Annotated in this window: 30 protein-coding genes; 18 read left to right on the forward strand and 12 right to left on the reverse strand. The window is 60.5% G+C overall.

What is annotated here, in order from left to right; all coding sequences use genetic code 11:
- The 5 genes from FLQ44_RS11825 (at position 1) to FLQ44_RS11845 (ending at position 3,528) form a co-directional block, all read left to right on the forward strand.
- The gene (locus tag FLQ44_RS11825; protein ID WP_147694521.1) at positions 1-294 is read left to right on the forward strand and encodes a DUF2523 family protein; all 294 of its coding nucleotides are present in this window, start codon (positions 1-3) and stop codon (positions 292-294) included.
- Positions 294-1,370, forward strand: coding sequence for a zonular occludens toxin domain-containing protein (locus tag FLQ44_RS11830; RefSeq protein WP_147694522.1), 1,077 nt, complete (start codon positions 294-296; stop codon positions 1,368-1,370). The genes FLQ44_RS11825 and FLQ44_RS11830 overlap by 1 nt, the downstream gene beginning before the upstream one ends.
- Positions 1,367-2,605: a type II secretion system protein GspD gene (locus tag FLQ44_RS11835; RefSeq protein ID WP_147694523.1), complete on the forward strand. Its 1,239-nt coding sequence runs from the start codon at positions 1,367-1,369 to the stop codon at positions 2,603-2,605. Before FLQ44_RS11830 ends, FLQ44_RS11835 begins: the two co-directional genes overlap by 4 nt.
- 143 nt (positions 2,606-2,748) lie before the next feature.
- Positions 2,749-2,955, forward strand: a complete 207-nt coding sequence (locus tag FLQ44_RS11840) for a hypothetical protein (protein WP_206208851.1) — start codon at positions 2,749-2,751, stop codon at positions 2,953-2,955.
- 45 nt (positions 2,956-3,000) lie between these two features.
- Positions 3,001-3,528, forward strand: a complete 528-nt coding sequence (locus FLQ44_RS11845; RefSeq protein WP_147694525.1) for a 3'-5' exonuclease — start codon at positions 3,001-3,003, stop codon at positions 3,526-3,528.
- 629 nt (positions 3,529-4,157) lie between these two features.
- Here the strand turns inward: FLQ44_RS11845 and FLQ44_RS11850 are convergent.
- The gene (locus tag FLQ44_RS11850; protein WP_147694526.1) at positions 4,158-4,685 is read right to left on the reverse strand and encodes a hypothetical protein; all 528 of its coding nucleotides are present in this window, start codon (positions 4,683-4,685) and stop codon (positions 4,158-4,160) included.
- Positions 4,686-4,859: 174 nt separating this feature from the next.
- Between FLQ44_RS11850 and FLQ44_RS11855 the strand changes: the two genes are divergently transcribed.
- On the forward strand, positions 4,860-5,063 hold the full coding sequence (locus tag FLQ44_RS11855) for a tyrosine-type recombinase/integrase (RefSeq protein ID WP_206208855.1): 204 nt from the start codon (positions 4,860-4,862) through the stop codon (positions 5,061-5,063).
- Between the two features lie 396 nt (positions 5,064-5,459).
- On the opposite strand, the gene FLQ44_RS24945 is transcribed toward FLQ44_RS11855, so the two are convergent.
- On the reverse strand, positions 5,460-5,552 hold the full coding sequence (locus FLQ44_RS24945; RefSeq protein WP_147694615.1) for a twin-arginine translocation signal domain-containing protein: 93 nt from the start codon (positions 5,550-5,552) through the stop codon (positions 5,460-5,462).
- A 483-nt stretch (positions 5,553-6,035) separates the two neighbouring features.
- On the opposite strand from FLQ44_RS24945, the gene FLQ44_RS11865 reads away from it, so the two are divergent.
- From FLQ44_RS11865 to FLQ44_RS11900, 8 genes are all read left to right on the forward strand, one after another.
- Positions 6,036-6,491 carry a hypothetical protein gene (locus tag FLQ44_RS11865; RefSeq protein ID WP_147694527.1) on the forward strand — a complete coding sequence of 152 codons (456 nt, stop codon included), beginning with the start codon at positions 6,036-6,038 and terminating at the stop codon, positions 6,489-6,491.
- The gene (locus FLQ44_RS11870; RefSeq protein ID WP_147694528.1) at positions 6,484-7,527 is read left to right on the forward strand and encodes a serine/threonine-protein kinase; all 1,044 of its coding nucleotides are present in this window, start codon (positions 6,484-6,486) and stop codon (positions 7,525-7,527) included. Before FLQ44_RS11865 ends, FLQ44_RS11870 begins: the two co-directional genes overlap by 8 nt.
- Positions 7,528-8,294: 767 nt before the next feature.
- Positions 8,295-8,726, forward strand: coding sequence for a tyrosine-type recombinase/integrase (locus FLQ44_RS11875; protein WP_206208852.1), 432 nt, complete (start codon positions 8,295-8,297; stop codon positions 8,724-8,726).
- Positions 8,727-8,807: 81 nt separating this feature from the next.
- Complete coding sequence (locus FLQ44_RS11880) at positions 8,808-9,197, forward strand: type II toxin-antitoxin system PemK/MazF family toxin (protein WP_147694529.1); 390 nt, start codon at positions 8,808-8,810, stop codon at positions 9,195-9,197.
- A 483-nt stretch (positions 9,198-9,680) separates the two neighbouring features.
- Positions 9,681-10,091 carry a hypothetical protein gene (locus tag FLQ44_RS11885; protein ID WP_147694530.1) on the forward strand — a complete coding sequence of 137 codons (411 nt, stop codon included), beginning with the start codon at positions 9,681-9,683 and terminating at the stop codon, positions 10,089-10,091.
- On the forward strand, positions 10,088-10,537 hold the full coding sequence (locus FLQ44_RS11890; protein WP_147694531.1) for a hypothetical protein: 450 nt from the start codon (positions 10,088-10,090) through the stop codon (positions 10,535-10,537). Before FLQ44_RS11885 ends, FLQ44_RS11890 begins: the two co-directional genes overlap by 4 nt.
- Positions 10,538-10,741: 204 nt before the next feature.
- The gene (locus FLQ44_RS11895) at positions 10,742-12,118 is read left to right on the forward strand and encodes an esterase-like activity of phytase family protein (protein ID WP_147694532.1); all 1,377 of its coding nucleotides are present in this window, start codon (positions 10,742-10,744) and stop codon (positions 12,116-12,118) included.
- A 163-nt stretch (positions 12,119-12,281) separates the two neighbouring features.
- On the forward strand, positions 12,282-13,184 hold the full coding sequence (locus FLQ44_RS11900) for an SMP-30/gluconolactonase/LRE family protein (protein ID WP_147694533.1): 903 nt from the start codon (positions 12,282-12,284) through the stop codon (positions 13,182-13,184).
- An 87-nt stretch (positions 13,185-13,271) separates the two neighbouring features.
- On the opposite strand, the gene FLQ44_RS11905 is transcribed toward FLQ44_RS11900, so the two are convergent.
- Positions 13,272-13,844: a hypothetical protein gene (locus tag FLQ44_RS11905; RefSeq protein WP_147694534.1), complete on the reverse strand. Its 573-nt coding sequence runs from the start codon at positions 13,842-13,844 to the stop codon at positions 13,272-13,274.
- A 235-nt stretch (positions 13,845-14,079) separates the two neighbouring features.
- Between FLQ44_RS11905 and FLQ44_RS11910 the strand changes: the two genes are divergently transcribed.
- Positions 14,080-15,321, forward strand: coding sequence for an MFS transporter (locus FLQ44_RS11910; RefSeq protein ID WP_147694535.1), 1,242 nt, complete (start codon positions 14,080-14,082; stop codon positions 15,319-15,321).
- A gap of 21 nt (positions 15,322-15,342) precedes the next feature.
- Here FLQ44_RS11910 and FLQ44_RS11915 read toward each other — a convergent pair whose 3' ends face one another.
- The 6 genes from FLQ44_RS11915 to FLQ44_RS11940 form a co-directional block, all read right to left on the reverse strand.
- Entirely contained in the window at positions 15,343-16,596 is a 1,254-nt protein-coding gene (locus tag FLQ44_RS11915; RefSeq protein WP_147694536.1) for an MFS transporter, read from the reverse strand.
- Positions 16,593-17,090: an Atu1372/SO_1960 family protein gene (locus FLQ44_RS11920; RefSeq protein WP_147694537.1), complete on the reverse strand. Its 498-nt coding sequence runs from the start codon at positions 17,088-17,090 to the stop codon at positions 16,593-16,595. The genes FLQ44_RS11915 and FLQ44_RS11920 overlap by 4 nt, the downstream gene beginning before the upstream one ends.
- A gap of 46 nt (positions 17,091-17,136) precedes the next feature.
- On the reverse strand, positions 17,137-18,054 hold the full coding sequence (locus FLQ44_RS11925) for a glycine betaine ABC transporter substrate-binding protein (protein ID WP_147694538.1): 918 nt from the start codon (positions 18,052-18,054) through the stop codon (positions 17,137-17,139).
- Positions 18,051-18,506, reverse strand: a complete 456-nt coding sequence (locus tag FLQ44_RS11930; RefSeq protein ID WP_147694539.1) for a VOC family protein — start codon at positions 18,504-18,506, stop codon at positions 18,051-18,053. The genes FLQ44_RS11925 and FLQ44_RS11930 overlap by 4 nt, the downstream gene beginning before the upstream one ends.
- Positions 18,507-18,587: 81 nt before the next feature.
- The gene (gene nfsB, locus FLQ44_RS11935) at positions 18,588-19,241 is read right to left on the reverse strand and encodes an oxygen-insensitive NAD(P)H nitroreductase (RefSeq protein ID WP_147694540.1); all 654 of its coding nucleotides are present in this window, start codon (positions 19,239-19,241) and stop codon (positions 18,588-18,590) included.
- A gap of 16 nt (positions 19,242-19,257) precedes the next feature.
- Positions 19,258-20,370 (reverse strand): alkene reductase, encoded by a 1,113-nt coding sequence (locus FLQ44_RS11940; protein ID WP_147694541.1) that lies wholly within the window; start codon positions 20,368-20,370, stop codon positions 19,258-19,260.
- Between the two features lie 120 nt (positions 20,371-20,490).
- Here FLQ44_RS11940 and FLQ44_RS11945 point away from each other — a divergent pair, with 120 nt between their 5' ends.
- The 3 genes from FLQ44_RS11945 to FLQ44_RS11955 are packed head-to-tail and all read left to right on the forward strand — an operon-like array spanning position 20,491 to position 22,779.
- On the forward strand, positions 20,491-21,435 hold the full coding sequence (locus FLQ44_RS11945; RefSeq protein ID WP_147694542.1) for a LysR family transcriptional regulator: 945 nt from the start codon (positions 20,491-20,493) through the stop codon (positions 21,433-21,435).
- Positions 21,432-22,397 (forward strand): alpha/beta hydrolase, encoded by a 966-nt coding sequence (locus tag FLQ44_RS11950; RefSeq protein ID WP_147694543.1) that lies wholly within the window; start codon positions 21,432-21,434, stop codon positions 22,395-22,397. Before FLQ44_RS11945 ends, FLQ44_RS11950 begins: the two co-directional genes overlap by 4 nt.
- Before the next feature lie 28 nt (positions 22,398-22,425).
- Entirely contained in the window at positions 22,426-22,779 is a 354-nt protein-coding gene (locus tag FLQ44_RS11955; protein ID WP_147694544.1) for a translation initiation factor Sui1, read from the forward strand.
- An 87-nt stretch (positions 22,780-22,866) separates the two neighbouring features.
- On the opposite strand, the gene FLQ44_RS11960 is transcribed toward FLQ44_RS11955, so the two are convergent.
- The 3 genes from FLQ44_RS11960 to FLQ44_RS11970 are packed head-to-tail and all read right to left on the reverse strand — an operon-like array spanning position 22,867 to position 25,419.
- Positions 22,867-24,180, reverse strand: a complete 1,314-nt coding sequence (locus FLQ44_RS11960) for an ATP-binding protein (protein ID WP_147694545.1) — start codon at positions 24,178-24,180, stop codon at positions 22,867-22,869.
- Entirely contained in the window at positions 24,177-24,839 is a 663-nt protein-coding gene (locus FLQ44_RS11965) for a response regulator (RefSeq protein ID WP_147694546.1), read from the reverse strand. Before FLQ44_RS11965 ends, FLQ44_RS11960 begins: the two co-directional genes overlap by 4 nt.
- Before the next feature lie 37 nt (positions 24,840-24,876).
- Positions 24,877-25,419: a cytochrome b/b6 domain-containing protein gene (locus tag FLQ44_RS11970; protein ID WP_147694547.1), complete on the reverse strand. Its 543-nt coding sequence runs from the start codon at positions 25,417-25,419 to the stop codon at positions 24,877-24,879.
- Positions 25,420-25,459 lie beyond the last annotated feature (40 nt).

Consider the following 25,459-nt stretch of genomic DNA (forward strand, 5'->3'; position numbering starts at 1 on the left):
ATGTTCGGTATCGTCCTGTCCGCATTGAATGCCGTCTTTGCCTTTGTGCTGCGGTCGGTCATCGTCAAGTTCGCGACTTTCTTTGCCCTGTTCTTCATAACAACTGAATTCGTCGGCGTGCTGGTTTCCGCCGGCATTTTGCCAAAGGCCAATGCGTTGGGTTCAGCCTTGGGCGGCATCCCAGCCTCGGTCTGGTATTTCCTTGAGCTGTTCAATGTTTCCACGGGTATTCCGCTGATTCTCTCGGCCTATGCGACCCGCTTCATCATTCGACGCATCCCGGTGATCGGCTAATGGCAATCAACGCATATGTCGGCTTGCAAGGCTCTGGCAAAAGTTACGAGGTCGTGTCGTCCGTCATCATCGACGCCGTTTCCCACGGCAGACGGGTAGTGACCAACGTTGATGGCATCGACGAGGACAGGATTCACGAATACCTCGTCAACACGCGGGATGCCGACCCGGAAAAGCTTGGCGCGATTGTCCACGTTGGCAACGACCGGATCATGCAACCGGCGTTCTTCCCCGACGAGGAAAAGCCAGAGACCGAATCCGTGGTGAAGGGCGGCGATCTGGTCGCCATCGACGAGGCTTGGCGCTTTTGGGGTACGGACAACGGCAAGCTTTCTCACGAGCACATGCAGTTCTTTCGCATGCACCGCCACTATGTGCATGAGGAAACCCGGGTCGCCTGTGACGTCGTGTTGATGACGCAGGACATCACCGGCCTGCATCGCTCGGTCAAGAACGTGGTCGAATTCGTTTTCCGCATGCACAAGCTGAAATCGTTGGGCCTCAATCGCCGCTACCGTGTCGATATCCACGAGGGGTGGAAGCTCAACAGCAAGACCCGGATCGACCAGCGCCAGAAAGCTTACGACCCGAAGATTTTTCCGCTGTACCAGTCCTATGCCGGAGGTGCGGGGCAGGAAAACCAGATCGACAAGCGCCAGAACATCCTCGCCAAGCGCACGCTGTGGGTATATGTGGGGCTTACCGTGGTGGTTGCGATGGTCTCTAGCTTTGGCATCTGGCGGTTTTTCCATCGTGGAGAGTCAGCAGGCGCAGGCAAGCCTGATGTCCCAAAGACCGTTACAGAGCAGGGCAGAGCTGCCTCAGCGCCGTCGGTGGCGAGGCCGGGAGAGACGCCGCCTGTTTCTCAAGGTTGGCGCATTGCTGGTTCCTATATGCTCGGAAGCGAGCGCTGGGTAGTCATCGCCGACGCGCAAGGCCGTCTGCGTGTCGAGTCGCCCAGCGTCTTCCATTCGATGGGCATTGCCTCCATCGGCGAAATCGACGGCGAGCGGGTCGCTTACTGGTCGGGGGCCGCGGAAGGTTCGCCGAGCGTGCCCATGGGAGTCGGAAAATGAAGCATCTTCTTGCTGCCGCACTCCTTGTCTGGTCATCCCTGACCTTTTCCGCCGAGCGTCCGGTCAGATTCGATTTTCAGGCCGCCAAGGTCGCCCAGGTCATTGGACTGGTTTACATGGAGGCGTTGCGCCAGCCTTACGTTATCGACCCCGCCGTGTTGGAGGACAACCGGCTCGTCTCCTTCCGTTTCGATTCCTCGAAAGGCGATTTGCGCGCATTTTGGCGAGCCTTCCTCGATTCGCTGGGCTTCACCCTCGAAACCCGTAACGGTATCGACTTCGTTTTCGTGCAGAAAAAGCAGGATGGGCCGAAGGCGGCATTCGATCACATGGTCTACCGCCCGCGTTACCGGTCGGCATCCTATCTGGTTGATTTGCTGTCAGCGCTGTTTCGCCAAGGCGCTTTCACTGTCCAGCGCTCGGTTTCTCCCGTCGAAGGCGAGAAGGGAAGCAGCAACCCGCCTTCCGGCTCGGCAAGCGACAGGATCAGCAGGGACGCTGACACGCTGATTTTTCAGGGGACGCCTGAAGAAGTGACAAAACTCAAGCAGCTTTTGCCGCAGGTTGATGTCTCGCCGGGCGAGGTCATGGTCTCCGGCGTGGTGTATGAGGTCTCAACCAAGCAGACCGATGGCTCGGCGTTCTCTCTTGCAATGAGCCTGCTTGGCGGCAAGCTGTCAGTGAATTTCGGTGTCAAAACCTTGGACAACTCGATCAAATTCTCGAATGCGAGCATTGACGCGGTGCTTTCCGCGCTGGCGACCGATACGCGCTTCAAGGTGGTTACAGCCCCGCGCCTGCGGGTGCGCTCCGGCGCAACCTCTCGGCTCATAGTCGGGCAGGACGTGCCGACACTTGGCTCAGTCAGCTACGCTCAGGGGAATCCGACGCCAGTCCAGTCCGTCGAGTATCGCAGCGCGGGCATCATCTTCGACCTGATGCCGACCATTCGAGACAGAACGATCGAGCTTGATGTCGGCCAGCAGCTATCAAACTTCGTGAAGACGGAAACCGGCGTTAACGATAGCCCGACCCTCATCAAGCGCGAGCTGAAAACCAGCGTCAACGTGGAAAACGGGGAAATCATTATTCTGGGCGGGCTGACGGAAGACAAGGAAACCGATGGCAGCAGTGGTTTGTCATTCCTGCCGCGCTGGTTAAATTCGAGATCGAGCGATAAATCCCGGACTGAGTTATTGTTGGTCTTGCAGTTGACAAGGCTGTCATCACCGTAATAATTACCGTAATTACGGTAATTATCGTAAAAACATGGGTATTCATAGCGATGACAGACGACCAAGATCGATTTGGCGTACCTCAAAGCGCTTTTCTGGCAGCTCGGAAGTCTCACGGGAGCGCCCGCACGGTGCGGGCTGGGATGTATGTCCCCACCCGTGGCGAAGTCGCCTATATGGCTCCGGAAACCCTGCGCCTGATCCTGATGGACTGGCTGCACGAAAGCCCGTCAGAGCTGATTCCCAGCGCGGCACAAATCAGCCAAGTCAAAGCCATTTTGGAGGCCCGACCGGATGCGGCCGAGCTGGCCGGGTTGATCGAAGAGTGCCGCCAGTATGTCACGGACTAGAGATTGTTTTCTTGGACTCAGACGGGGTGACCCATTGGGGAGAAAATGATCCTCGTTATCGATCTTGAAGCGACTTGTGCCGATGATGGAAGCATCATGCCTGAGGCCATGGAAATCATCGAGCTAGGAGCTGTCTGGGCCACTCCTAGAGGTGAAGTCATTTGCTCCTTGCAGCGCTTTGTACGCCCAACCGAGCGACCAACTCTCACGCCCTTTTGCCGTTCGCTAACCCACATCCAACAAACTCAGATCGACGCTGCATCGAGCTGGCCCTCTGTTGCCGAGGAGCTAGCGGCGTTTGCTTTACAGCACAAATGCCAGTACTGGGGTAGTTGGGGGATGTATGACGCCCGCCAGATCGAGCGAGAGACTGCCCGGCATGACCTCGCTGAGCCACTTGCAGGGTTGCCACACCAAAACCTGAAAGCGGCTTTTGCAAAGCGTAGGAAGATCAAGCAGGTGGGTATGGCCACAGCGTTAAAAATCGTCGGACTTACGATTGAGGGCCAGCATCATAGTGCTCTCGCTGACGCGATCAACATAGCACGTCTTGTACCTTGGTCAATCGGCTAAAGTCGTACTGACAGTACGTGTGTGAGTGTTTCAGCGTGGATTTTGTGTCTATCGCGCAGATAGGCTATGTCATTGGCGTTCATCGTGATTCTAATCCATAGTTTTGACTGCGCGAGCCACACAGGGAATCACTCAAGTTAAACGGGGAGTTGACTACGCCGAATAAAGTCTGTCAGATCCGAATAAAGTTCGTCGGAGTCTGAGTGAAGAGAGGGGGGCCGTTGGCCCCTTCTACTTTTTCAGCTGGCGTAAGTGCCGGGGTACCGAAGGTGAGCCCTTGTGTGGAGGGTGCTTCTCGGCCGAAGTAGCTTTTCGACACTTGGATGCGGAACAGCTGGTTTACACAGGATTCCGGAGATACTCAGCTTTGGTGCCAGTCATCGGCGGATGACTAGGTTAAGAAGGTTTGCCTTGGCTGTGTATATTCTGTTGATGAAAGTGCTCAAGTAGGACATTGAAGGTTGAAAACGTAATTGGAGCAGATAGCCTGGCTCCCACTTCACTAGGCGATCGCACGCCTTCTAATATGAGCCTGTATCTGTGCACGTGGCGATATGCTGAAGGCATGTTTTGTGGCCTAGGGCTGGAGTTAAGCCGCCGAGCGTAGCTCGGTCGGCTTGAATGACCTCTTATAGCCCCGCCCATATATGTTTTTTGGTGAAATATAAAAAGGTCAAAAGAATAATAATTGCTAAGAGAAAAATTGTTACGATGTAGTCTATTGTTTCAACTTGAAGCTGATAAATATTAGAATAGGTTGTAATCCAATTATGTATTTCTGGGAGGTAGTTTTGAAATAACATGAGTAAGGGTAGCATGATTATGCTAATAAACCCTGCTGGGTTTACTTGTCTTTTAATGAAGAATAAGCATAAAATTACCCAATAAACTGTCCCAAACGTACTGCTTACGAAGCCAGACCAAAGGTTAAGAAGATGCGGGTTTACTGAGTGAGTCGTTGATGTGTTATTGAAAAGCCATATATACGCGATTGTGTTGAGAAGCAAGGAACAGAAGGTTAAATAACTTCCGCCATAAAAAACCTGAGCGGAAATGACTTGTTCAGCTGCTCTTTTTATTCCTGCTGGTGAAATTAACAAGATAGCGAATAATGAAAGTATTAATCCAAAACTAGTTTCCCAAGAAAAGCCTACCATCGATGCTCCTTTAGCTATAACGTGGACTATATACCTTTGCAGGTGTATATTTGGTTTGTATGTGCGCGTGAAAATAAATGCCAAGCGAATTATACATTGTTTAGCAAGTCATTGGAACTGCCAATGCTTAAAAGTACATAGTTAGATAGAACTGCTGCGCCCCACTTGCTTGATATGTTACGTCAGAGGCTGCGCCACAGCTTTGCCACCCATCTGCTTGAGTCCGGCCACGATATTCGCACGGTGCAGGAGCTACTGGGCCACGCGGATGTCAGCACCACGATGATTTATACCAATGTACATAGCAAGGAAGGCCGGGGCGTCAGCAGTCCGCTGGATAGCCTGTCTGCGCAACAGTGGCCAAAAGCAGTGCGATAGATTGACCTATCTGCAAGCCGGCTTCCACGAATGGCCCCATCCTTTGCCGACAGACTCTGTTCGGTCTTTAAAGAGAAAGAGTTGCCTAGCGCAGGCGTCTGATGGACTTTGTTGCGAGTATTATTATATTAAAATCAATGACTTAGTTACGTTATTTCCGGCGGGCTTTATTCGGCGTATTCGCAGTATACGTGTGAGTGTTTCAGCGTGGTGTACAGTTTTTACTCATTTCTGGATAATGGGGAAGCGCGTCCATAGCGAAATAGGTAGACGCAAGGGACTTAAAGATTGAGCGCCGGGAGGCGAAAGAGAACGCGTGAATGGCGTCAAATTCAGCGAAGCCTCGGCCTCCGTGGAACGTGCAGAGACTTGATGGTGCCGACCGACGGCCATGCGCTACGGTAAAGGCAAAGTCCAGACCACGAACACCAGAGCGATGGCGGCGACAGCCGAAGTGGTAAGAAAATCCCTCGACTTCGTCGTGCCTATTCGATTTTGGCTGGACGCACCAGTACCTCAGGTCTGGAGATTGCTTCTGTTTAGTTTAGTAGATGCTGCAGCGCGACATTGTGTGCCATGCTGGAGACACGTTCTAGCCCTTTCCCGTCGCTCACTTGCAGCGTCTCATCCCGTCAAGGGGACGTGGAATAAATGGAGGGGACCCGCCCGAAGGGCGGGGCGTAGGCCGTTTATGCCGCGAAAGCCCCTTGATCGGGCACGGATTCAAAGTACGCTAGTCCAAGGGGTTGCTAGCGGCCTCACTGCTGGCAATCCCTTGGAGACCCAATGGCGGCCAGTGTTCAGTAGTGCTCCATCATCGCGGAGCGTCCTGGTGGGTGGTGCTAAAGCTGCTTGATGTTGTGCGGAAGTATGCTTTGAGGATGCTTGGTTGAGTTTGGATCGCGGGCTAGCACTGACGCTGTTTATAGATAAGTGGCACTCTATTTGATTGATCTATATAAGGAGATGTGTATGAAGACGATAGGAATTAGAGCTGCACCAAAGGTGGTGACATTTGCCATTTATGATGTCGAGCAAAATTCAATTGTCAACGTCGAAGAGATCAAAATCCCTGCTGCCTTCTCCACTCCCGATGCACTCAAATATTTGAGACTCAACCTTTTGGACATTATTCGAGAATATGAAGTGGAGCGTGCGGGTATTCGTGTCACGGAACCAAATGCTCAGTCTATGAGAATTGAGCGAATCCAGATTGAGGGTGTTATTCAAGAAGCCTTTGCTAGCAGTGATTTAAGGTCATATTACATTGGACAAATATCATCCATATCTAAAAGGCTTGGTTTGGACCGTGCCAGGTTTAAGCCGATAGTTGGTGGGGAGAATGATCTAGATATAGAAAATTGGGGGGGTATGAGTAAGGAGGAACGGGAAGCCATTCTGTGCGCAATAGGTGCTAAAGATGATTAAGCCATACCAAAAAGCAGAGCTTACCTTCGACATCATTCGCGAGATTGGTCATGATGGACAGAATTCGCAAACTTTTGTTGTACATGATCACCAGCTCAATGCGCAGATTGTCACGAAGAAAATTCGGAAGGATCGCCTAAATTCACCTAGCGATTTTTTCACGGAGTCTCAATCCCTATATACCAGCGCACATTCAAATGTAGTACAGGTCCATTACGCCTGCTTTGACGATGAACATGTTTATGTGGCAATGCCTTACTATGAGAACGGTTCGTTGAAAGACCTCCTCTCTAGGCAGAGTTTAACTGTTCGCCAGATTGTCGCCATCGGCTCGCAGATTTTGGCGGGATTGCACAATATTCACTCAAAAAAACTAATTCATTTCGACGTTAAGCCAGATAATATTCTTTTTTCCCAGCGATGGGATGCACTCGTTTCCGATTTCGGCCAAGCAAAGCAAATGAACTATTCAGGCATAGCGGCTCAAGATCGACACTATGGCAAGATGATCCCTCCCGAAGCCCTGACTACGGATCATTTTGACCGCACCTTTGATATCTACCAGTTTGGCCTAACACTTTACCGGATGTGCAATGGTAATGAGCATTTTTATAGACAATTTGGTAAATATGGCCCTTCTCACAATTTTGATCGAGATGCCTTCAGGTTTGACCTGAGAAATGCTAGATTCCCAGATCGAACGGACTTCTTGCCTCATATTCCTGCGGCTCTGCGAAAAGTCATCAAAAAGTGCCTTGAGGTTAACCCGGCTGAGCGCTATCAGTCAGCAATCGATGTTGCGAACGCCATGGCGGGGATCGATGGGAACTGTCTGGATTGGCACCTGGTCACGCATCCAGATAAGAAGGTCTGGACAAAAAGCGATAATGGGACAGCTTATGAGTTGTTGATCGATGCAGAGGGGAACTCGGTCTGCTACAAATCGGTCAACGGCGGGCAAAAACGTCGAGTGACTACTCTATGTAAGGAAAACGTCACAGACGCAGAGCTTAAAAAAATTTTTACGGACTATTAATCAGAATGGTGAAAAATCGGCCTGTCGAATATGTGAAGCGTTCGGACCTTCCGGTTCGAGCGCCCCACATTGATAATCATTCTGCGGGCTCAATCTGCCAGCCGAGCAGGAGAAATTTTTCTGAGGCTAAGATTGACCAGAATTTTTACTTCACTTTCTTTTCTGAAACGACAACAAAGCGCAGGTAGTGTCACATCAGGTCATGTTTTCATAAAATCTAGTGTGTCAACCAACAGTCAACGCCATTGACGGATAATGGCGGATCATGGCGACATGCCCTGCACGAAGTCCTCACAAACTAAGCCATTGGCGATCAATGGGGGATAATGGCGGGCGACTCATGGAACTTAAAATCCCTCGACTTCGGTTGTGCCGGTTCGACCCCGGCCCGGGGCACCAGCCAGATAAATCAAGGCTTCCAGCATTGCTGGGGGCCTTTTTTTATTGCTGTCCATACCGTCTCGTGTGCAAAATGATTGCACATGCATTGCACACCAGAGGCGACCTGTAGCGATCGCACAACCAGCTAATGGGCGGTGGCAGGTTCAGATCAGGCGGCAAGAGCTGAAACCAGACCGTGTCTATGACACGAAAAAGAGTTGGCTCAGCACGCAGGATGGGTGACGCGCAGCGCAACCCATCATCGCTTTGGGGTTGATTGATGGGTGACGGCACAAGTGCCTTCACCCATCTTACGCGCTTACCGTTGTGCGACCTGGTGAGTAGTGGGCAGCTTGTTGGGAAGAGCGTGATATCGAGCGTGCCGAGTGGCGAATCCTGCCGAGCGTATGAAGATGCGGCAACCCCATATCGTGCCCTTGTCCCGTCAGGCGCTGGCCCTGCTGGTCACACTGCAGCCGCTAACCGAGCGCGATGCTTTGCTATTCCCGGCCATGACTGACCACGCCAAGCCAATAAGTGAAAACACGCTGAGCTACGCAATTGGGCGCATGGGCTATCAAGTGGTGGCCACCCCGCACGGCTTCCGTACGCTGGCTTCTACCACGCTGAATGAAGAGGGTTTCGACCTCAATGTCATTGAATATCAGCTTGCGCATGCTGAGCGCAACAAGGTGCGGGCTGCGTATCATCGTGCTGAGTACCTAGACGAGCGCCGCAAGATGATGCAGTTGTGGGCTGATTTTCTGGGTATTCAGCAGGGCGTGAATGTAAGGCCGGTGAACTTCAAAAGGGCATAGGGAGGTTCTGTTCCGCCCTTGCCTCGGTTGGCATTTCAATGCTGTTATAATTACAGTTCACTTTCTATACGTTGAAACGTCATGCCGCTCAAGTACCAGCCAAAAGAGAAAGTAGTTGTGATGTGTGACTTCTCGGGTTTTGTTGTCCCAGAGATGGTGAAGACGCGTCCTGTGGTTGTGCTTGCAAAGCACAAGCACAACTCTAAGCTGGTGACGGTGGTCCCGTTGAGTACGACGGCACCTTTGGAGCTTGAAGAGCATCATCACGAGATGAGCGAAAACCCATTGCCGGATAAGGTAGAGGTTTGTTGGGCTAAGTGCGATATGGTGTATACGGTTTCACTCGATAGGCTTGATCGCTACAAGTATCGGGATGCTGCCGGCGAGCGGGTCTATGTTGCTCCGTCGATTGGTGATGAGGACTTTGAGGCCATTCGCGTGGCAGTCATGTGTGCGTTGCGCTTAAGATAGCTATTTCTCGTCGGGTAATTGCTATAAACAATTGGCCTTGATCTATGTGTTTGGTTATATTTGAGGCGTACCCGAAAGGGGCTTGTGAGACTTTCTGAAAAGAAAGCCAAGCCGGCATCATGCGATGACAAGCAAGCCGGTTTGTGAAATGAGGGCGCTTCGGCGCCCTTTGTCACTTCTGTAGTTCCCTTCATGGTGCTCATCTGCGCTGCTATGTGCGTGGATGCTCAGTTCTCCTTGGTGCATCAGGCTCACGTGATGTTGTGAGCCCTGTGCATCCAGTTCTCAAGTGGCCAGACCGAACAGTACGGCTTACTTTCTCTTTTTACTTCTTTGGCATTCTTGCTGATTGATACTCTTAGAGTGATCGGATAGTCTTTGTGCAATCAGTTGGCTTGGTGCGGTAGGTATCTCTGCCGGAACTGGGCACCAAGTCGCGTACTTGCGACTTTTTCGTGGTGACTTACATCTACCAAAGAGCCTATGCAGCAAGAGTTCAATAGCCAGCGAATAGAAGAACCAATCGTGGTGCCTGACTTGATGAATGGACAGACGATTGCGATGCTTCAGACAGTTTATCCTTTGTCTGAGGCTGATTTTGTCCGTCTCAACAGCGGTGCATCCAAGACAGACGCTGCAGCCGTGATGATATTTTCCGGTGTCGTCGGCTATGTAATCGGTTTGGGTCCAAAGTTGGAAACGCTTCTAATGGGAAGTGCTCCTGTCATGAGTAGTGCTGAGATAAAGACAATTACAGTGTGGGGTCTTTTCTCACTTGTGATTTATGGGTTGGGCTATCTGTTACCAAGTGAACGCAAGAAAGTCATGAAAAAGTTATCGTCTCATTTCGAGGCTGCCAAGTCGACTCAGCATAATTCTGGAGATAGGAAGTGATTACTACTGACAGTCTCCCTCAAGCATACAAGCCTTATCAGCAGCTAACACTATGTTCAAACAGCTTGGTAGGCGGTGGGCATCTAGTCAAAATTGGTGAATTTCTGCCCTTGCTTATTGGTCAAGGCCCTACTCCCCAAGTCTGGTTGCAAGCGCCATCTGATGCCTCTGGTAAGACATTTGTCGTGTTGATAAATGCTTCTGTTCCAATGCATCCAGCCATGTCAGTAACTACTGAAAATGGAGCACTGGTGATCTATGCCGCGGGTAAGCTCGTCTTGCGGGTGCGGCAACAAAGTGAAGATCAAGCCGAAGTAGAAGAGTTAGATCTGAGGCCCATCGGTTTTAACATTTTCGGCGATAGAAAATCGCTTAATGCCGGAGGTGTTCATATGTCTAGCAACTCGTTCGTAGGGGGCGGTACGCTTCTCGCATTTGGTAGCTAATGGTGTTGCAATAGGGTAAGCCGTACCACCTCGCCGTCAATGATAGTGCTTGGCGGGTCTACCACCCCACGCGGCCAACCCCGTCTTTTACCCCGCCGTTACCACTCATCTGCCTGTCTTGCTCCCTTCACACCCGCGTCACGCTGCCGTCACCGTGGCGCTTTACCGTAGCGGCTTCCTTTTTTGTTTCCGGAGCTGTCTGCAATGAAACCCCTGTTCGGCCTGACGCTGGCCCTGGCTTGTTGTGTAACCGCTGCCCACGCGCAGCAGGCGGTGGAGGCCACGTTGGCCGGCCACGCCGTGGTGCCGTTTAATACCGTGGCTACGCCGCCGGCGGATGCGGGGGCGTTTTTTGCCACTTCGGGCAAGTTTGCCAACGGCAAGCGCGTACGTAACGAGGTGCTGGGGTCGGAAGCGGCCAACACCTTTGTGGGCGACCCCAAGTACCCGCGTGCGTCGGGCGGGGCGCTGCCGGTAAAAGGGCAGGCGGTGCAGGGCTTTTCCGGCATTGCCATGCTGGATCGCAACCATTACCTGACGCTCACCGATAACGGCTTTGGCAACAAGATCAACTCGCAGGACGCGCTGCTGATGGTGCACCGCGTGGCGGTGGACTGGGCCAAGGGCAGCACCCGGCTGCAGGGCACTACCTTCCTGCACGACCCGGATCGCAAGGTGCCGTTTGCCATCCAGAACGAAGCCAGCGCCAAGCGCTACCTCACCGGTGTCGATTTCGACGTGGAGTCGCTGCAGCTGGTGGGCAAGGAAATGTGGATCGGTGACGAGTTCGGCCCCTACCTGATTCGCGCCGACCTGGACGGCAAGGTGCTGGCGGTACACGAGATGAAAGCGGGCGACGTGGCCTACCGCTCGCCGGACCACTACCTGAACGGCCGCCTGGGCAACCTGCCTACCGACAGCATTGGCAGCTGGAACGTGCGCCGCTCTGGCGGCTTCGAGCCGATGGCCAAATCGCCGGATGGCAGCAAACTGTACCCGGCGCTGGAATGGCCGGCCTTTGACGCGGCCAGCAAGGGTTTCGAGCGTGCGGCCAACGGCAAGACCTTTACCCGCATCTTTGAGTTTGACGTGGCGGCTGGCCGCTACACCGGCAAGCAATGGAAGTACCAGTTTGAGCAAGACGGCAATGTGATGGCCGACTTCCAGCTGCTGGACGCCAGCACCGGCCTGTTGATCGAGCGTGACGACAGCAGCGAGGGCCTGGGCCAGGTGTGTGCCGGCGAGATGACGCGCACCGACTGCTTTAACAAACCGGCGGCTTTCAAGCGCGTGTACAAGATCGACCTGGCGCAGGTGGACGCCGACGGCTTTGTGAAGAAGGTGGCCTATATCGACCTGACCCGCATTGCCGACCCTAAACGTGCGTCGCGTTACAGCGATGCCAGTGGCCGTTTCGGCCTGCCGCACCTGGGGCCGGAAGGGCTGGCGCTGGTGGATGGCCAGCATATCGTGTTGGTGAACGACAATAACTTTCCGTACTCATCTGGCCGCCAGCTGGGCAAACCGGACGACAACGAGCTGACGCTGCTGGATATCAAGGCGCTGATCGACGCGCGTTAAGGCGGGTGCCACGCAACAAGGCCCGGGCTGCAGGCAGCCCGGGCCTTGTTGCGTTTGCGCGCAAGCGCGGCCACGGTGGCGACAGCGTGTTTTTAACGTTGGCCGCAGGCATGACATGGTGTTGTTTCACCGGCAGCGTGCCGGGTATAAGGAGGGCAACACCATGAAAAAGATACTGGCTTTACTGGGCCTGCTGCCGCTGGCGGTACAGGCCGCCGTGCCGCTGTTTGACGGCGTGCAGTCGGCAGAAAATCAGCTGCTTACGCAGTCTGGCCGCTGGTTTGTCAGCGGTGAAAACGGCGTGTTCGAGGGGCGTTTCGACGGGCGGGTGTACAGCAAGCAGCGGCTCACCGCGCGGCTGCTGAACGGCCAGGCGCACCAGTGCTATTTTCTGGGCATGACCGAGCGCCAGGGGCGGCTGTATACGGTGTGTACCGACAATGCGCTGAACCCGTTTGCCACCAAGCGGTTGTTTGTGCTGAACCTGGCCGACCCGGCGGGCGAGCTGAACGAGATGTTCAACCCCACCGACGTGGCCTTGCCCAACGGCCTGGTCACGCTGCCGGATGGCAGCTTGCTGCTGGCCGACAGCGGCGCACCCCTGCTGCCGGGCAAGCTGCTGCGCTTTACCGTCAATGCCCACGGCGCGGTGGATGGCCAGTCGGTGTATTACCGCTATGTGCTCAACAAGCCTAACGGCCTGAAGGTGGACGGCCAGCGCCTGTACGTGTCACTGAACCCGCTTACCTACGCCGGGCTGTCGCAGCTGCGCCGCTACACCCTGGGCGCGGCCGGGCCGCAGGATGGCACGGTGTTGTATAGCTCGTGGGGTTTTCTGGATGACTTTGCGCTGAGCAGTGATGGCGTGGTGGTGGCAGAGTTTCTGGCCGGGCGCATCAGCCATGTGAGCGAAAGCGGGCAGGTATTGCGCCAGGCGGATGTGGCACAGCCTACGTCGGCGCTGCTGTGGCACGGGGCCGGGGTGCCGGCGGGGGATGTCACGGTCACCGAGCGTGGCAGCGGCCGCCTGGTGCGCCTGGCCGGCTTTGGCGCCTGGCCACGCTAGTTGGCCGCATTGGCCGGGTGATAAAGGGGGCGCCTGATGGCCCCCTTTTTTCATGCTGTCTCACGCCTGGTCGTGTCTGCTACGGGCTTAGCGGCTGGCCTGGCGCAGCAGCGGGTAGGGCGTGAGCTTGTCGGGGCGGGCTTTGCTCAGGTCGCCATGGCGGTCGCCCAGAAACAGCTGGCCGTTCTTGATGGCGACCAGGTCGTATTCGCCCATGTTCTGCATCAGCCCCGGGACAAAGCCGCAGCCCTGTTGCACCAGCGGCAGCGCTTTGCCTTGCTGCAGGGTGCAGCCCTGGCTGGCAAACAGCTGCACACCGGCGGGCGAGTCGGCGGTAATCAGGCGATGGTCGGCGGGAAAGATGCCTTCGGTGGCACTGTCTACCTTGGCCGACGGGCCGCCCAGCGTGTAGGGCCCGCCTACGTTCAGGTGAAACAGTGGCTGGGTGCCGGCGGCGTCGGCGTACACCTTGAACAGCACGCCCCAGCGTTTGGGGGTGATGTGAAACTGGCGGGTGGCAAAAATGTGGTCGTAGGCTTCCGGTGCGGCGCTGGCCCATTGGCCAACGATGGCACGCTTCAGGCCGGGGGTGTCTACAGATTGTGCGGTGGCTGGCAGTGCCAGGGTGGCCAGCAGCAGGGCAAGGCAGGTTTTTTGCATGATGTCGCTCCTGTTGGGTAGGCAGGCCGGGGTGGCCTGCTGGCGCCCAGCATAGAGTGACGGCGGTGCGTGTTTTAACGAAGCGGCGCGCTGCCTGCCGCAGTGTATAAGCTGGTGCGCGCTATTCGATGCATGTTGCTACGGGGTGCGTTGAACGCAGCGTACTGTTATCCCCACTGGTGCGATGGCGGCAGGCGGCGTAGCCTGTCCGCCTTTCCCCGTTCTTGCCCTTGCCATGTCCAGCCCTGCGCCTGCTACCGTGTTGTCCCTGCGTCATCATCGCCCGTTCTGGCAGTTCTGGAGTGCGCGCCTGCTGCTGACCGGCGGCTTCCAGATCATGGGGGTGGCGGTGGGCTGGCAGATGTACAGCCTTACCGGCAGCGCGCTGGACCTGGGCCTGGTGGGGCTGCTGCAGTTTCTGCCGCGCATCCTGCTGGTGCTGGTCACCGGCACCGTGGCCGACCGCTACCCGCGCCAGCGTATCGTGGCCATCAGCATGCTGCTGCAGGCGCTGGCGGCGGCCACCATGCTGCTGGCCAATAGCGGTGCGGGCCTGGCAGTCAGCCGCGAGCTGATTTTTGGCCTGTCGCTGCTGATTGGTACCTGCCGCGCTTTCGACATGCCCACCATGCAGTCCATCCTGCCCAATATCGTGCCGCCCGCGCTGCTGCCGCAGGCTGTGGCGGCCTCGGCGTCGGCCAACGAGATGGCTACCATCGTGGCGCCAGCGCTGGGCGGCCTGCTGTTTGCCTTTGGCGCGCCGTTCAGCTATGGCCTCAATACGCTGATGTTCGTAGCCGGCATGGTGCTGGTGCTGGGTTTGCCGCTGCCGCCGCACGTGGCCGACAGCCGCAAGGTGAGCGTGGATTCGCTGTTGGCCGGCATCCGCTTTATCCGCAGCCGGCCGGATATCCTGGGGGCCATTTCGCTGGACCTGTTTGCTGTGCTGCTGGGCGGCGCGGTGGCGCTGCTGCCGGTGTTTGCTGCCGACATCCTGCACACCGGCCCGTGGGGCCTGGGCCTGCTGCGCGCCGCACCGGCGGTGGGCGCGCTGGCCATGTCGGTATGGCTGATGCGCCACCCGGTGCAGCGCAGGGTTGGCCGCACGCTGTTTGCCTCGGTGGCGGTGTTTGGCCTGGCCACCATCGGCTTTGGCCTGTCTACCCACTTTTTGCTGTCCTTGCTGGCACTGATGGTGCTGGGGGCGTCCGACATCATCAGCGTGGTGATTCGCGGCACGCTGGTGCAGCTGGAAACGCCGGACGACATGCGCGGGCGCGTGAATGCCGTTAATTCGCTGTTTATCGGTGCGTCCAACCAGCTGGGTGAATTCGAGTCCGGCGTTACCGCCCACCTGTTCGGCACCGTGCCGGCAGTGGTATTGGGCGGGGCAGGTACCCTGGTGGTGGTGGTGCTGTGGATGCGCTGGTTCCCGTCGCTGGTGCAGCGCGACACGCTGGAAGCCCGGCCAGGCTAAGCCGGCCGGGCCGGGCAGGGCTCAGTCGTGCGGCAGGGCCTGCACCGTGTAACCGCCGCGCTGGCGCTGGCGCCACCACAGTACGGCAAACACCACGCTGAGGATGGCTGGCAGCAGGCTGAGCTGGCGCAGCGCGGTGGCGGTGTCGCTGCTATCCATCATTTGCCCTACTACCGGCAGCGCCACCATCACCGACAGCATGCCGGCGCCGCCCATTAGGTTCAGCAGCAGCGCGCCGCCACGCGGAAACTGTTCGCTGGTGATGGCCAGCATGGTAGGCCAGAAGAAGGTCTTGCCCACGCCGAACAGCGTAGCGCCCAGCAAGGCGGCGCTGCCGGCCCAGGCCGCATCGGCCGACAAATGCCCCAGCGTGGCCAGGCCGGCCAGTGACAGCAGCGCACTGACGGTGAGGATGGCGTAAGGTGACAGGCGCTGGAACAGCCAGCCGGCGGCGTACTGGCGCAGCACGAACATCAGGCCGGCGGTATACACCAGGAACAGGATGGTATTGCTGCCCAGCGCCGGCAGCAGGTCGGCCATGATCTTGGCAAACCACTGGTCCGGTGCCAGCTCGGTGGCGGCGGTCAGCCACATTAGCGCAAACAGCAGCAGGAACAGCGGGCGGCGGGTTTCGGCCAGCATCTGCCCGGTGCTGACACTGGCGCTGACCCGTTCGGTAGGCGGGTAGTGCAGCGGGGCAATCAGCAGCAGGTAGGCCACCACCGGCACCGCCACGCTGAGCAGCCGCAGCTGCCAGCCCAGCCCCAGCTGGCCCATGCCCCATGCCACCAGCCCGCCCACGATCAGGCCGCACGGCCACCACGCGTGCAGTTTGTGCAGCATGCGGCGCTTGTCGTGGCGGTACAGCGTGGCCACCAGCGGGTTGGTCACGCCCTCCACCACGCCCTGTGCAATGCCGGTCAGCAAAAAGCCCAGGTACAGCACGGTGCTGCCGGTGCTGGCAAACAGGCCACCGCCAGGGTTGGCCGCAGCCGGTACCGGTGCCAGCAGGATCAGCGCGATTCCGCCCAGGTAGCCGGCGCCAGACAGCAGGTGCAGCCGCTTCATGCCCACCACATCCACGATCAGGCCGCACACCAGTATGCCCAGGGTAAAGCCCCAGAACACCGACGACATGGTCAGGCCGATCAGGGCGTTGTTCAGCCCGTAGTCGGCCGCTACCGGCTGCAGGATGTCGGCACGGATGGAAAAGATCATCGACGTCACCATGATGGACAGGCAGCTGGCGAGAAACAGGCGTTGTGTGGCGTTCATGCGGGGTCTCCTGCCATCGCGGTGTCCACGTGGGCAAACAAGTACACCAGGCAAAAGCCGTCCATCGGCATTACCGGGTTGGTCCAGATCATGCGGGTGTGGCTGCCCTGTTCGCCAAAGACGGCGGCCAGCAGGTCCGATGCGCCATCCAGCGCGCGCGGGTGCTGGGTGCAGCCCTCGGCCACGTTCAGCACGCCTTCCAGCCGGAAGATGCGGCGCACGCGGCTAAGCTCGCCTACCGCCTGCTTCAGCTGGGCGATAGCGTTCAGCGCCGCCAGCTGGCAGGCGGCGTAGCCCTGGTCGATGTCCAGCTCCTGGCCCAGGCGGCCCCGGTACAGCAGCTGGCCGTCGCGCCACGGGAACTGGCCCGAGGTCATGAAGGTGCACTCCACGATGCACCAGGGCACGTAGTTGCCCAGCGCCGGCGCGGGGCTGGGCAGGGTGAGCCCCATCGCAGCCAGACGGGCTTCGGGGGTGGGGGTGGAATGTGGCATGTTCTCCTCCTGTTTCTTCTGTGTGGTGGGGTGTTGCGGGGCAGCCCTAGCTACCCAGGGTTGGCCGCAGCCAGCCGGCCAGGGTGTCGGGGTTGGCCGCCAGCCAGGCTTCTGCGGCCTGGTCTTCGCTTTGCCCTTCGCGGTTGATGGCGTAGTCCAGCCCGGCCACGATACGGTTATCCAGCCGGATGTTGTCCAGCACCTGCAGGTGCGCCGGTGTCAGCCGCGACAGGCGGTCGCTGCGCGCCAGCAGCACGGCGCGGTCGGTGCCGCCCAGCAGGCCTTTCGGGTCTTGTAGCTCGCGGATGCGGTAGTGCGCGTGCAGGAACTGCGGGTGCCACAGCGGCACGACTACCCAGCGCTGCGCTGCCACTGCTTGCTCGAAGGCGTCGAAGCATTGCTGCTGGGTGCCGGTCTGGAAGCGGTAGCCGGCGGCGCTCAGGCCGTACTCGTCCATCATGCGTAGCGAAAAGCGGGTAATGCCAGCACCGGGACCGATGCCCTGGATCAGCGGGGCCATGCGCTGGCGTACCTCGGGCTTCAGCAGGTCGGCCACGCTGCTGGCCGCGTTGGCCGGCACGTAGTCGGGCACGCCCCATAGCGCGTACGGCTGGTAGTGCAGGCCCAGCTCGCGCGTGGCCACTACCTCGTGCACGCGGTTCTGGTACACGCCGTGGCTGAACGGCAGCCAGGCCGAGGCCAGCAGGTCGATATCGCCGTTGCGCAGGCGCTCGAAATTGGCCTCATGCAGCGCGTAGCTGCGCTGCACGCGGTAGCCCAGCCGGGTGAGTACGGCCACCACCACGGCGGCGGTGGCGCGGTGGAAGCTCAGGTCAGTGACGCCCAGCAGCAGCGGCGGGACGTTGGCCGCAGCCAGCGGCAGCGCCGGCAGCAGGGCGGTGGTGGCGGCCAGTTTCAGCCACTGGCGGCGGCTGGCAGCCGGTAGGCGGCGTGGCGGCTTCATGGCGCGATCTCCAGCTGCGGCATCGGTTCGCCCACGATGTGGTCGTCGGGCGAGCAGGGGAAGATCAGTTCGATGGTGACGCCGTTGGGGTCTTGCAGAAACAGCTGGTGTTCGTTGATCTCCGGCACCACGCGTTCGCGGAACGGCTGCCCCAGCGCCAGCAGGTGTTGCTGGGTGGCGGCCAGCTCGCTGCCGCGCAGCGACACGTGGTCCAGGCAGCCGCTGCCGCTACCGGTGTCGCGGCTGCCCAGATAGGCCTCCAGCTGGTCTTGCTTGTCGCCCACTTCGGCGATGTGCAGCACCGGCTGGCTGCCTGCGTACAGCCAGGCACCGGGAAAACGGAAGGCCGGGCGCGGGCCTGGGCTCAGCCCGATAACGTGCTGGTAGAAAGCCACGGTGGCGGCTAGCGCCGGGGTACGCAAGGTGAAATGATCCAGTCGCTGGATGCTCATGACAGGCTCCTGTGAAAAGCCGGGCCGCAGCGCGCACCCGGCAGGGGCCCGACCCCGTGCGGGGCGCGGGCAAAGGGTGGCTTACAGCCGGGTGATGACGCTGTCGGCCGGCAGCCGCGATTTGGGTAGCGCGGCGTTGAAGTCGTCGGCGGCGCGGTAGCCCAGCGCCACGATCACCGACGGCACCAGGCCGTGCTGGCGCAGGCCTAGCGCCTCGTCCAGCGCCACGGCGTCGAAGCCCTCTATAGGGCAGGCGTCGATCTCCATGGCGGCCACGCCCAGCAGCAGCATGCCCAGCGCCAGGTACACCTGTTTTTCCATCCAGTGCACGCTGTCGCGCAGCTGGAAGCGGTGGGCATTTACAAAGTGGCTGCGGCCACGGTGCTGGCCTTCGCGCGCGTCGGCATGGGCAAAGCGGCCGTCCTGGTCTTCTTGTGCCAGCACCTGCAGCAAGTGGCTGTCGTCGATCTGGGCGCGGGTGCACAGCACTACCACGTGCGAGGCGCGGCGTATCTTGGCTTCGTTAAAGCTGTAGAAGCCCTGGGTGGCCTGCGCGATGCGCGCCTTGCCCTCGTCGCTGCCGGCAAGGATGAAATGCCATGGCTGGGCGTTGGTGGACGACGGGCTGTAGCGCAGCAGGGTTTCGATTTGCGCCAGCTGCGCGGCGTCCAGCCGGCGCTCGGGGTCGAAGGCCTTGGTGGTGTAGCGGCGGAGCAGGTAAGGGGTGATGTCCATGGTGCGGTTCTCGGTGTCAGGCCTGGCGGCCAGGCGGGGTGTAGGGCGGGTAGCGGGTGTAGCCGTCGGCCTGGCCGCCAAACAGCGCGGCAGGGTCGAAATCGGCCAGTGGCCAGCCGTGTTGCAGCCGTGCCGGCAGGTCGGGGTTGGCGATAAAGGGGCGGCCAAAGGCCACCAGGTCGGCCAGCTTGCTGGCCAGCATGGCTTCGGCGCGGGCGGCGTCGTAGCGGCCGGCCACGATGAGGGTGCCGGCAAAGCGCTGACGCAGTGCCTGGCGGAACAGCAGGTCTACTTGCGGCGCATCGTCCCAGTCTGCTTCGGACAGGTGCAGGTAGCCCACGCCCAGCTTGTCCAGCTGCACGGCGGCTTCCAGGATGGTGGGGATGATGTCCGGGCAGGCCATGCCGCGCGCGGTGATGTAGGGCGCCAGCCGCACGCCGGTACGGGCTGCGCCCACGGCGTCGGCTACCGCACGGCAGACTTCCAGCAAAAAGGCCAGCCGTGCGCGGCGGCTGCCACCGTAGCGGTCCTGGCGCTGGTTGGACGTGCTGCGCAGGAACTGGTCGATCAGGTAGCCGTTACCGGCGTGGATTTCCACACCGTCGAAACCGGCTGCCATGGCGTTCAGCGCGGCCTGGCGGTAGTCGGCCACGATGTCGGCGATTTCGCCGCTATCCAGCGCACGCGGTGTCGGGCAGTCCAGCATATGGCCTTGGCCGTTGGCGTCGGCTACCCACACCTGGGCCTGCGGCGGCAGCGCAGACGGTGCCACCGGCAGGCCGCCGTCGTGGAATACCGGGTGCGACATGCGGCCAACGTGCCACAGTTGCAGCACGATGCGCCCGCCAGCGGCGTGCACGGCGTCGGTCACGCCGCGCCAGCCGTCAATCTGCGCCTGGCTGTAAATGCCGGGGGTAAAGCTGTAGCCCTGGCCCTGGCGCGAAATCTGCGTGGCTTCGCTGATGATCAGGCCGGCGCTGGCGCGCTGGGCGTAGTACTGGGCCATCAGCGCGTTGGGCACGTCGCCGGGCTGGTCGGTACGGCAGCGCGTCATCGGTGCCATCACGATGCGGTTGGGCAGCGGCAAGGCCGGGTGGGAAAGTGGTGAAAACAACGACATATCGGGCATGGTGGCAAGCTCCTGTTGGGGGTTTCCTGCCGGGCAGGAAAACGGTGCTGCTATCATTGCCTTGTATGGAAATTTGAAAAACCGCGCTGCATTGCAAGCACTTGTGAAGGATTTTTGAAAATGAAGGCGCTGCAGGACCTGGAAATTTTCGTGCTGACCAGTGAAACCGGCAGCCTGTCGGCGGCAGCGCGGCGGCTGGACCTTACCCCGGCGGCCACCAGTGCGGCGCTGAAACGGCTGGAAGCCGAGCTGGGCGCGGCGCTGTTTGTGCGCTCTACCCGCAGCCTGCGCCTGACACCGCAGGGCGAGCTGTTCCTGGCGCATTGCCGCCAGGCACTGGCCACGCTCACCGCCGGGCGCGACGCCATCGCCGGCGACGGCAGCCTGCAGGGCACGCTGCAGCTGTCGCTACCGTCCGACCTGGGGCGGCACCAGCTGCTGGGCTGGCTGGACGATTTCCAGCAGCGCCACCCCGGCGTGACGCTGCGGGTGCAGCTGTCTGACCGCATGGCCGATGTCTACCGCCAGCCGGTGGACCTGGCTATCCGCTACGGCGTGCCGGGCGATTCCAGCCTGATTGCGGTGCCGCTGGCGGCCGACAACCGCCGCGTGCTGTGCGCGGCACCGGCCTACTTGCAGCGCGCCGGTGTGCCGCAGCAGCCGGATGATCTGCGCCAGCACAATTGCCTGTGCTTCCAGCTGGGCGAGCAGGTGCATCAGCGCTGGCAGTTTTTCCGCTATGGCGTGGCACACAGCGTGCAGGTCAGTGGCAACCGCGTGTCGGACGACGGCGACGCGGTGCGGCACTGGGCGCTGGCCGGTTACGGCATTGCCTACAAATCGGCGCTGGACGTACTGCCCGACCTGCACGCCGGCCGCCTGGTGGCACTGTGCCAGCCGTGGCTGGGCGAGCCGGCCCCGCTGCACATGATGTGCGCCGACCGCCGCTTGCTGAACCCGGTGGTGCAGGCGCTGCGCCATTATCTGGGCGAGCGTTTGCAAGCGTTCATCACCCATTACCGGGGCGGCCAGGCGGCCAACCCGTCAACCGAGGTACAACCATGAACACACTCCACCCCGCCGTGGCCGCCTGGCTTGCCCAGGTGAACGCCATCCAGGCGCAAAGGTTGGCCGCAGGCCAGCAAACCACCCCCATCAGCGCGCGCGAGGCTTTAGCCGGGCTGATTGCCGCCATGGTGCCGGCAGGCCCGGCATTGCCCTGGGTGCAAGAGGCCATGGTGCCGGGCAGCTACCCGGTGCCGGTGCGCATCTACCACCCTGCGCCGGAGCAGGCGCTGCCGGTGCTGGTGTACTGCCACGGTGGCGGCCACATGGCGGGCAGTGTCAGCAGCTACGACCCGGTATGCCGCCGCCTGGCGCAAGCCACGCAGCACGTGGTGGTATCGGTGGAGTACCGCCTGGCGCCGGAGTGCCCGTACCCGGCAGCGCTGCAGGATGTCTGCACCGTGCTGCACGGCCTGCGGCCAACCTTGCAGGCGTGCGGGGCAAACATCGCCGACGGCCTGCCCGTGCTGGCGGGCGATTCCGGCGGTGCCGCGCTGGCCGCTACGGTGGCGCAGTGGGCGCAGGCCGACGCCAGCCTGGCCATCAGCCGCCTGGTGCTGGTGTATCCCAGCCTGGATTACACCCTGTCGCAGCCTTCCATCCAGGCGCTGGGGCAGGGCTACCTGCTGGAGGCCGAGCGCATTGGCTGGTATTTCGGCCATTATTTCCGCGAAGGGGGCGACCGCCAGGCCGCCTCGCCGCTGTATGGCGAGCTTGGCGCGCAGCACGCGCCCACGCAGATCCTCACCGCCGGTTTCGACCCCCTGCACGACGAAGGTCTGGCCTATGCGCGCCAACTGGCCGCGGCCGGGGTGGCGGTGGATTACCACTGCGCCGCCGACCAGATTCACGCCTATATGCTGCTGGAAGCCCTGGTGCCGGAGGCCTGCGCCGCCGCCTACCAGCGCATAGCCGGTTTTGTGAACGGCAGCGCTTTACATGCCGCGCCGCCCGTGGTGTGATGCGGGCCTTTCAATAAAGGGGGCAGACATGCGCTACGGTAAAGAAGGCGGGCTGGTGTACAGCACCGAGCACGGCCAGATGTGCCCCGGCTGCCGCCAGCCGCAGGCGGCCTGTAGCTGCGCCAGCGCGCTGCCAGCGGGTGACGGTGTGGTACGGGTAAGCTGCCAGCGCAAAGGGCGCGGCGGCAAAACGGTAACGCTGGTGCGAGGTGTGCCGCTGGCCGCTGACGCGCTGGCGGTGCTGGGCAAGCAGCTGCGCGCCGCGTGCGGCAGTGGCGGTACGGTGAAGGATGGCGATATCGAAATCCAGGGCGACCACGTCGACACGGTGCTGCCCAAGCTGGCTGCGCTGGGCTATACGGCAAAGCGCAGCGGCGGCTGAATCCGCCAGCGCACCGGCCCGCACGCAACAAGCCCCTGTCTGCCAGACAGGGGCTTGTCGTTTTTACCGCGCCAATAGCGGGCCTGGCTAGCTGGCGGGTGGCAGGCGGTGTGGCTGCAGGGTCACGCACAGTCCGCCTTCAGAGCGGTTTTGCCAGTGCACCTGTAGGCCGTGCAGGTTGGCAATGCGGCCAACGATGGACAGCCCCAGGCCGCTGCCGCTGGCGTCTTGCCCGGCCGGGCGGTAAAAGCGCTCGCCAATGCGGGGCAAGTGCTCGGCGGCAATGCCGGGGCCGTTGTCTTCTACAAGCAGCTGTTGTGGGCTGACGATCAGCCGCACCTGGCTGCCGGGCGGGCTGTAGCGCACGGCGTTGTCCAGCAGGTTGCGCAGCAGCAGCTGCAGCAGGCTGGCGTCGCCGTTAGCCTGCGGGCCGTGGCCATCCAGCTGCAGGCTGATGCGGGTGCCGCGCTGCGCGGCAGCGGCGGCCACCTCGGCCATGGCTTGCTCGGCAATGGCCTGCCACGACAGCGGCGCAAACGGCAGGGTGTGTTGCTGTTCCAGCCTGGCCAGCGCCAGCAGCTCGTCTACCAGGTGGCTGGCACGGTCTACGCTGGCCAGCACCTTGTCGATGGCAGCGTGGCGGGCGGCCGGGTCGTCCAGCAGCTGCACTAGCTCGGCCTGCACGCGCAGGCCGGCCAGCGGGCTGCGCAGCTCGTGGGCGGCATCGGCGGTAAAACGGCGCTCGTGCTGCAACGTGCTGGCCACGCGGGCGATCAGCTGGTTCATGGCGTCGATCAGCGGGCGGATTTCGGTGGGGACATCAGTCGGCAGCGGGGTGTCGTCGTCGGTGCGGCGCTGCTGCAGCAGCTGGCGGATGCTGTCCAGCGGCCGCAGGCCACGGCCCAGCGCCCACCAGATGGCCAGCATGGCGACCGGCAGCACAATGAGCCACAGCAGCTGCGCCAGCAGCAGGCCGCGCATCAGCTCCCAGCGTTCGCCTTCTTCTTGCGCTACGGCTACCGTACCCTGCTCGCCGCTGTAGTAGTACACGCGCCAGATTTCGTTATGGTGCAGGCTGGTCACAAAGCCGGTAAAGCCGGGGCGGGGCGATAGCGCCATGCCGTCGCTGTCGGCCACCAGTGGTTTGGCCTGGCTGTCCCAGATGGCTACCGCCTGGTGGTCGGCACTGTCTGCTTCGTGTAGCTGGCCACGGGTTTGGCTGGCGCGCAGCTGCGGCAGGGTGTGGTAGAGCTGGCGGGCAAACAGCTGCTGCTGCTCGTCGTACAGCTCGGAGACCTCGTGGTGCGCTAGCAGGCCGACGACGACGCAGGCTAGCAGCCACAGCGGGGTGATGGTTTTCAGCAGGCTGCGGCCAACCGTGCCGCGCAGGCTGCTGCTCATGCCTCGTCACCCAGGGTGTAGCCCAGGCCGCGGCGGGTTTTGATCAGCTCGCTGCCCAGCTTTTTGCGCAGGTGGTGAATGTGTACTTCTACCGCGTTGCTTTCTACTTCGTGCGCCCAGTCGTACAGTTTTTCTTCGATCTGGGCGCGGCTTAGCACGCGGCCTTTGTTGTTCAGCAGCAGTTCCAGCAGGGTGAGCTCGCGTGCGGCCAACTCTACCGGCTGGCCGTCCAGCAGCACGCGGCGGGCGGCAGGGTCCAGGCTGATGCGGCCGTGCTGCAGCAGCGGGCTGGCCTGGCCGCCACGGCGGCGCAGCAGGGCACGCAGGCGCGCGGCCACCTCGCCCAGGGCAAAGGGTTTCACCAGGTAGTCGTCGCCGCCGCTATCCAGGCCGCGAATGCGGTCGTCTACCGCGTCGCGTGCGGTCAGTATCAGCACCGGCAGGGCGTGGCCGCTGCGGCGCCAGCTGGCCAGTACGTCCAGGCCGTCTACGCCGGGCAGGCCCAGGTCCAGTATGGCGGCGTCGTAGGGGGCGGCGTCGGGGCCGCGCAGCGCCAGCTTGCCGTCGCGCAGCCAGTCGCAGCTAAAGCCCAGGGCGGTGAGGCCGGCTTGCAGGCCGTCGCCAATGAGCGGGTCGTCTTCGATAATGAGGATGCGCATGCGGCCTCCGTGGTTTTATGCCGGCAGTGTACTGCGTTCAGCCCCGCCAGGTCTTGTAGCCGGTGATCATGGCGCGGACCAGGTTTACCTTTTCCAGCTTGCCCATCACGATGGCCGCGGCGGCGTGCAGGCCTACCGCCAGCATCAGGGTATTGGCCAGGCCTTCGTGTAGCTCTTCCAGCCATTCTTCGCCCCAGTAGGTATCGGTGCCCATCAGGTAGCCGGTGGCACCCAGTGACAGGACCAGCGCCATCAGCGCCAGCATCATGATGGCACCCAGCGGGTTGTGGCCGTCGCTATGCGGCAGCGTGCCGCTGCGCAGCTGCTGCAGGTGGTGGTGCAGGCGCGCCGGGGTAGGGAAGAAGCTGGCAAAGCGGGCATGGTGGCTGCCGACAAAGCCCCACACGATGCGTATCAGTACCAGGGCGCTGGCGATGTAGCCGGCCCAGCGGTGTGGCGGGTCGCCTTCTTCCAGCAGCAGCAAGTTGGCCAGTACGCAGGCCACCAGGCTCCAGTGGAACAGGCGTACCAGCGGGTCCCAGATGTATTGGCGGTGCGGTGTGGCAGGCAGGGTGTTCATGACAGGCTCCATAAAATGAAAAGCCTGCCGGCAGGTGCCA

The sequence above is a fragment of the Vogesella mureinivorans genome (assembly GCF_007644035.1).
GTDB lineage: Bacteria > Pseudomonadota > Gammaproteobacteria > Burkholderiales > Chromobacteriaceae > Vogesella > Vogesella mureinivorans.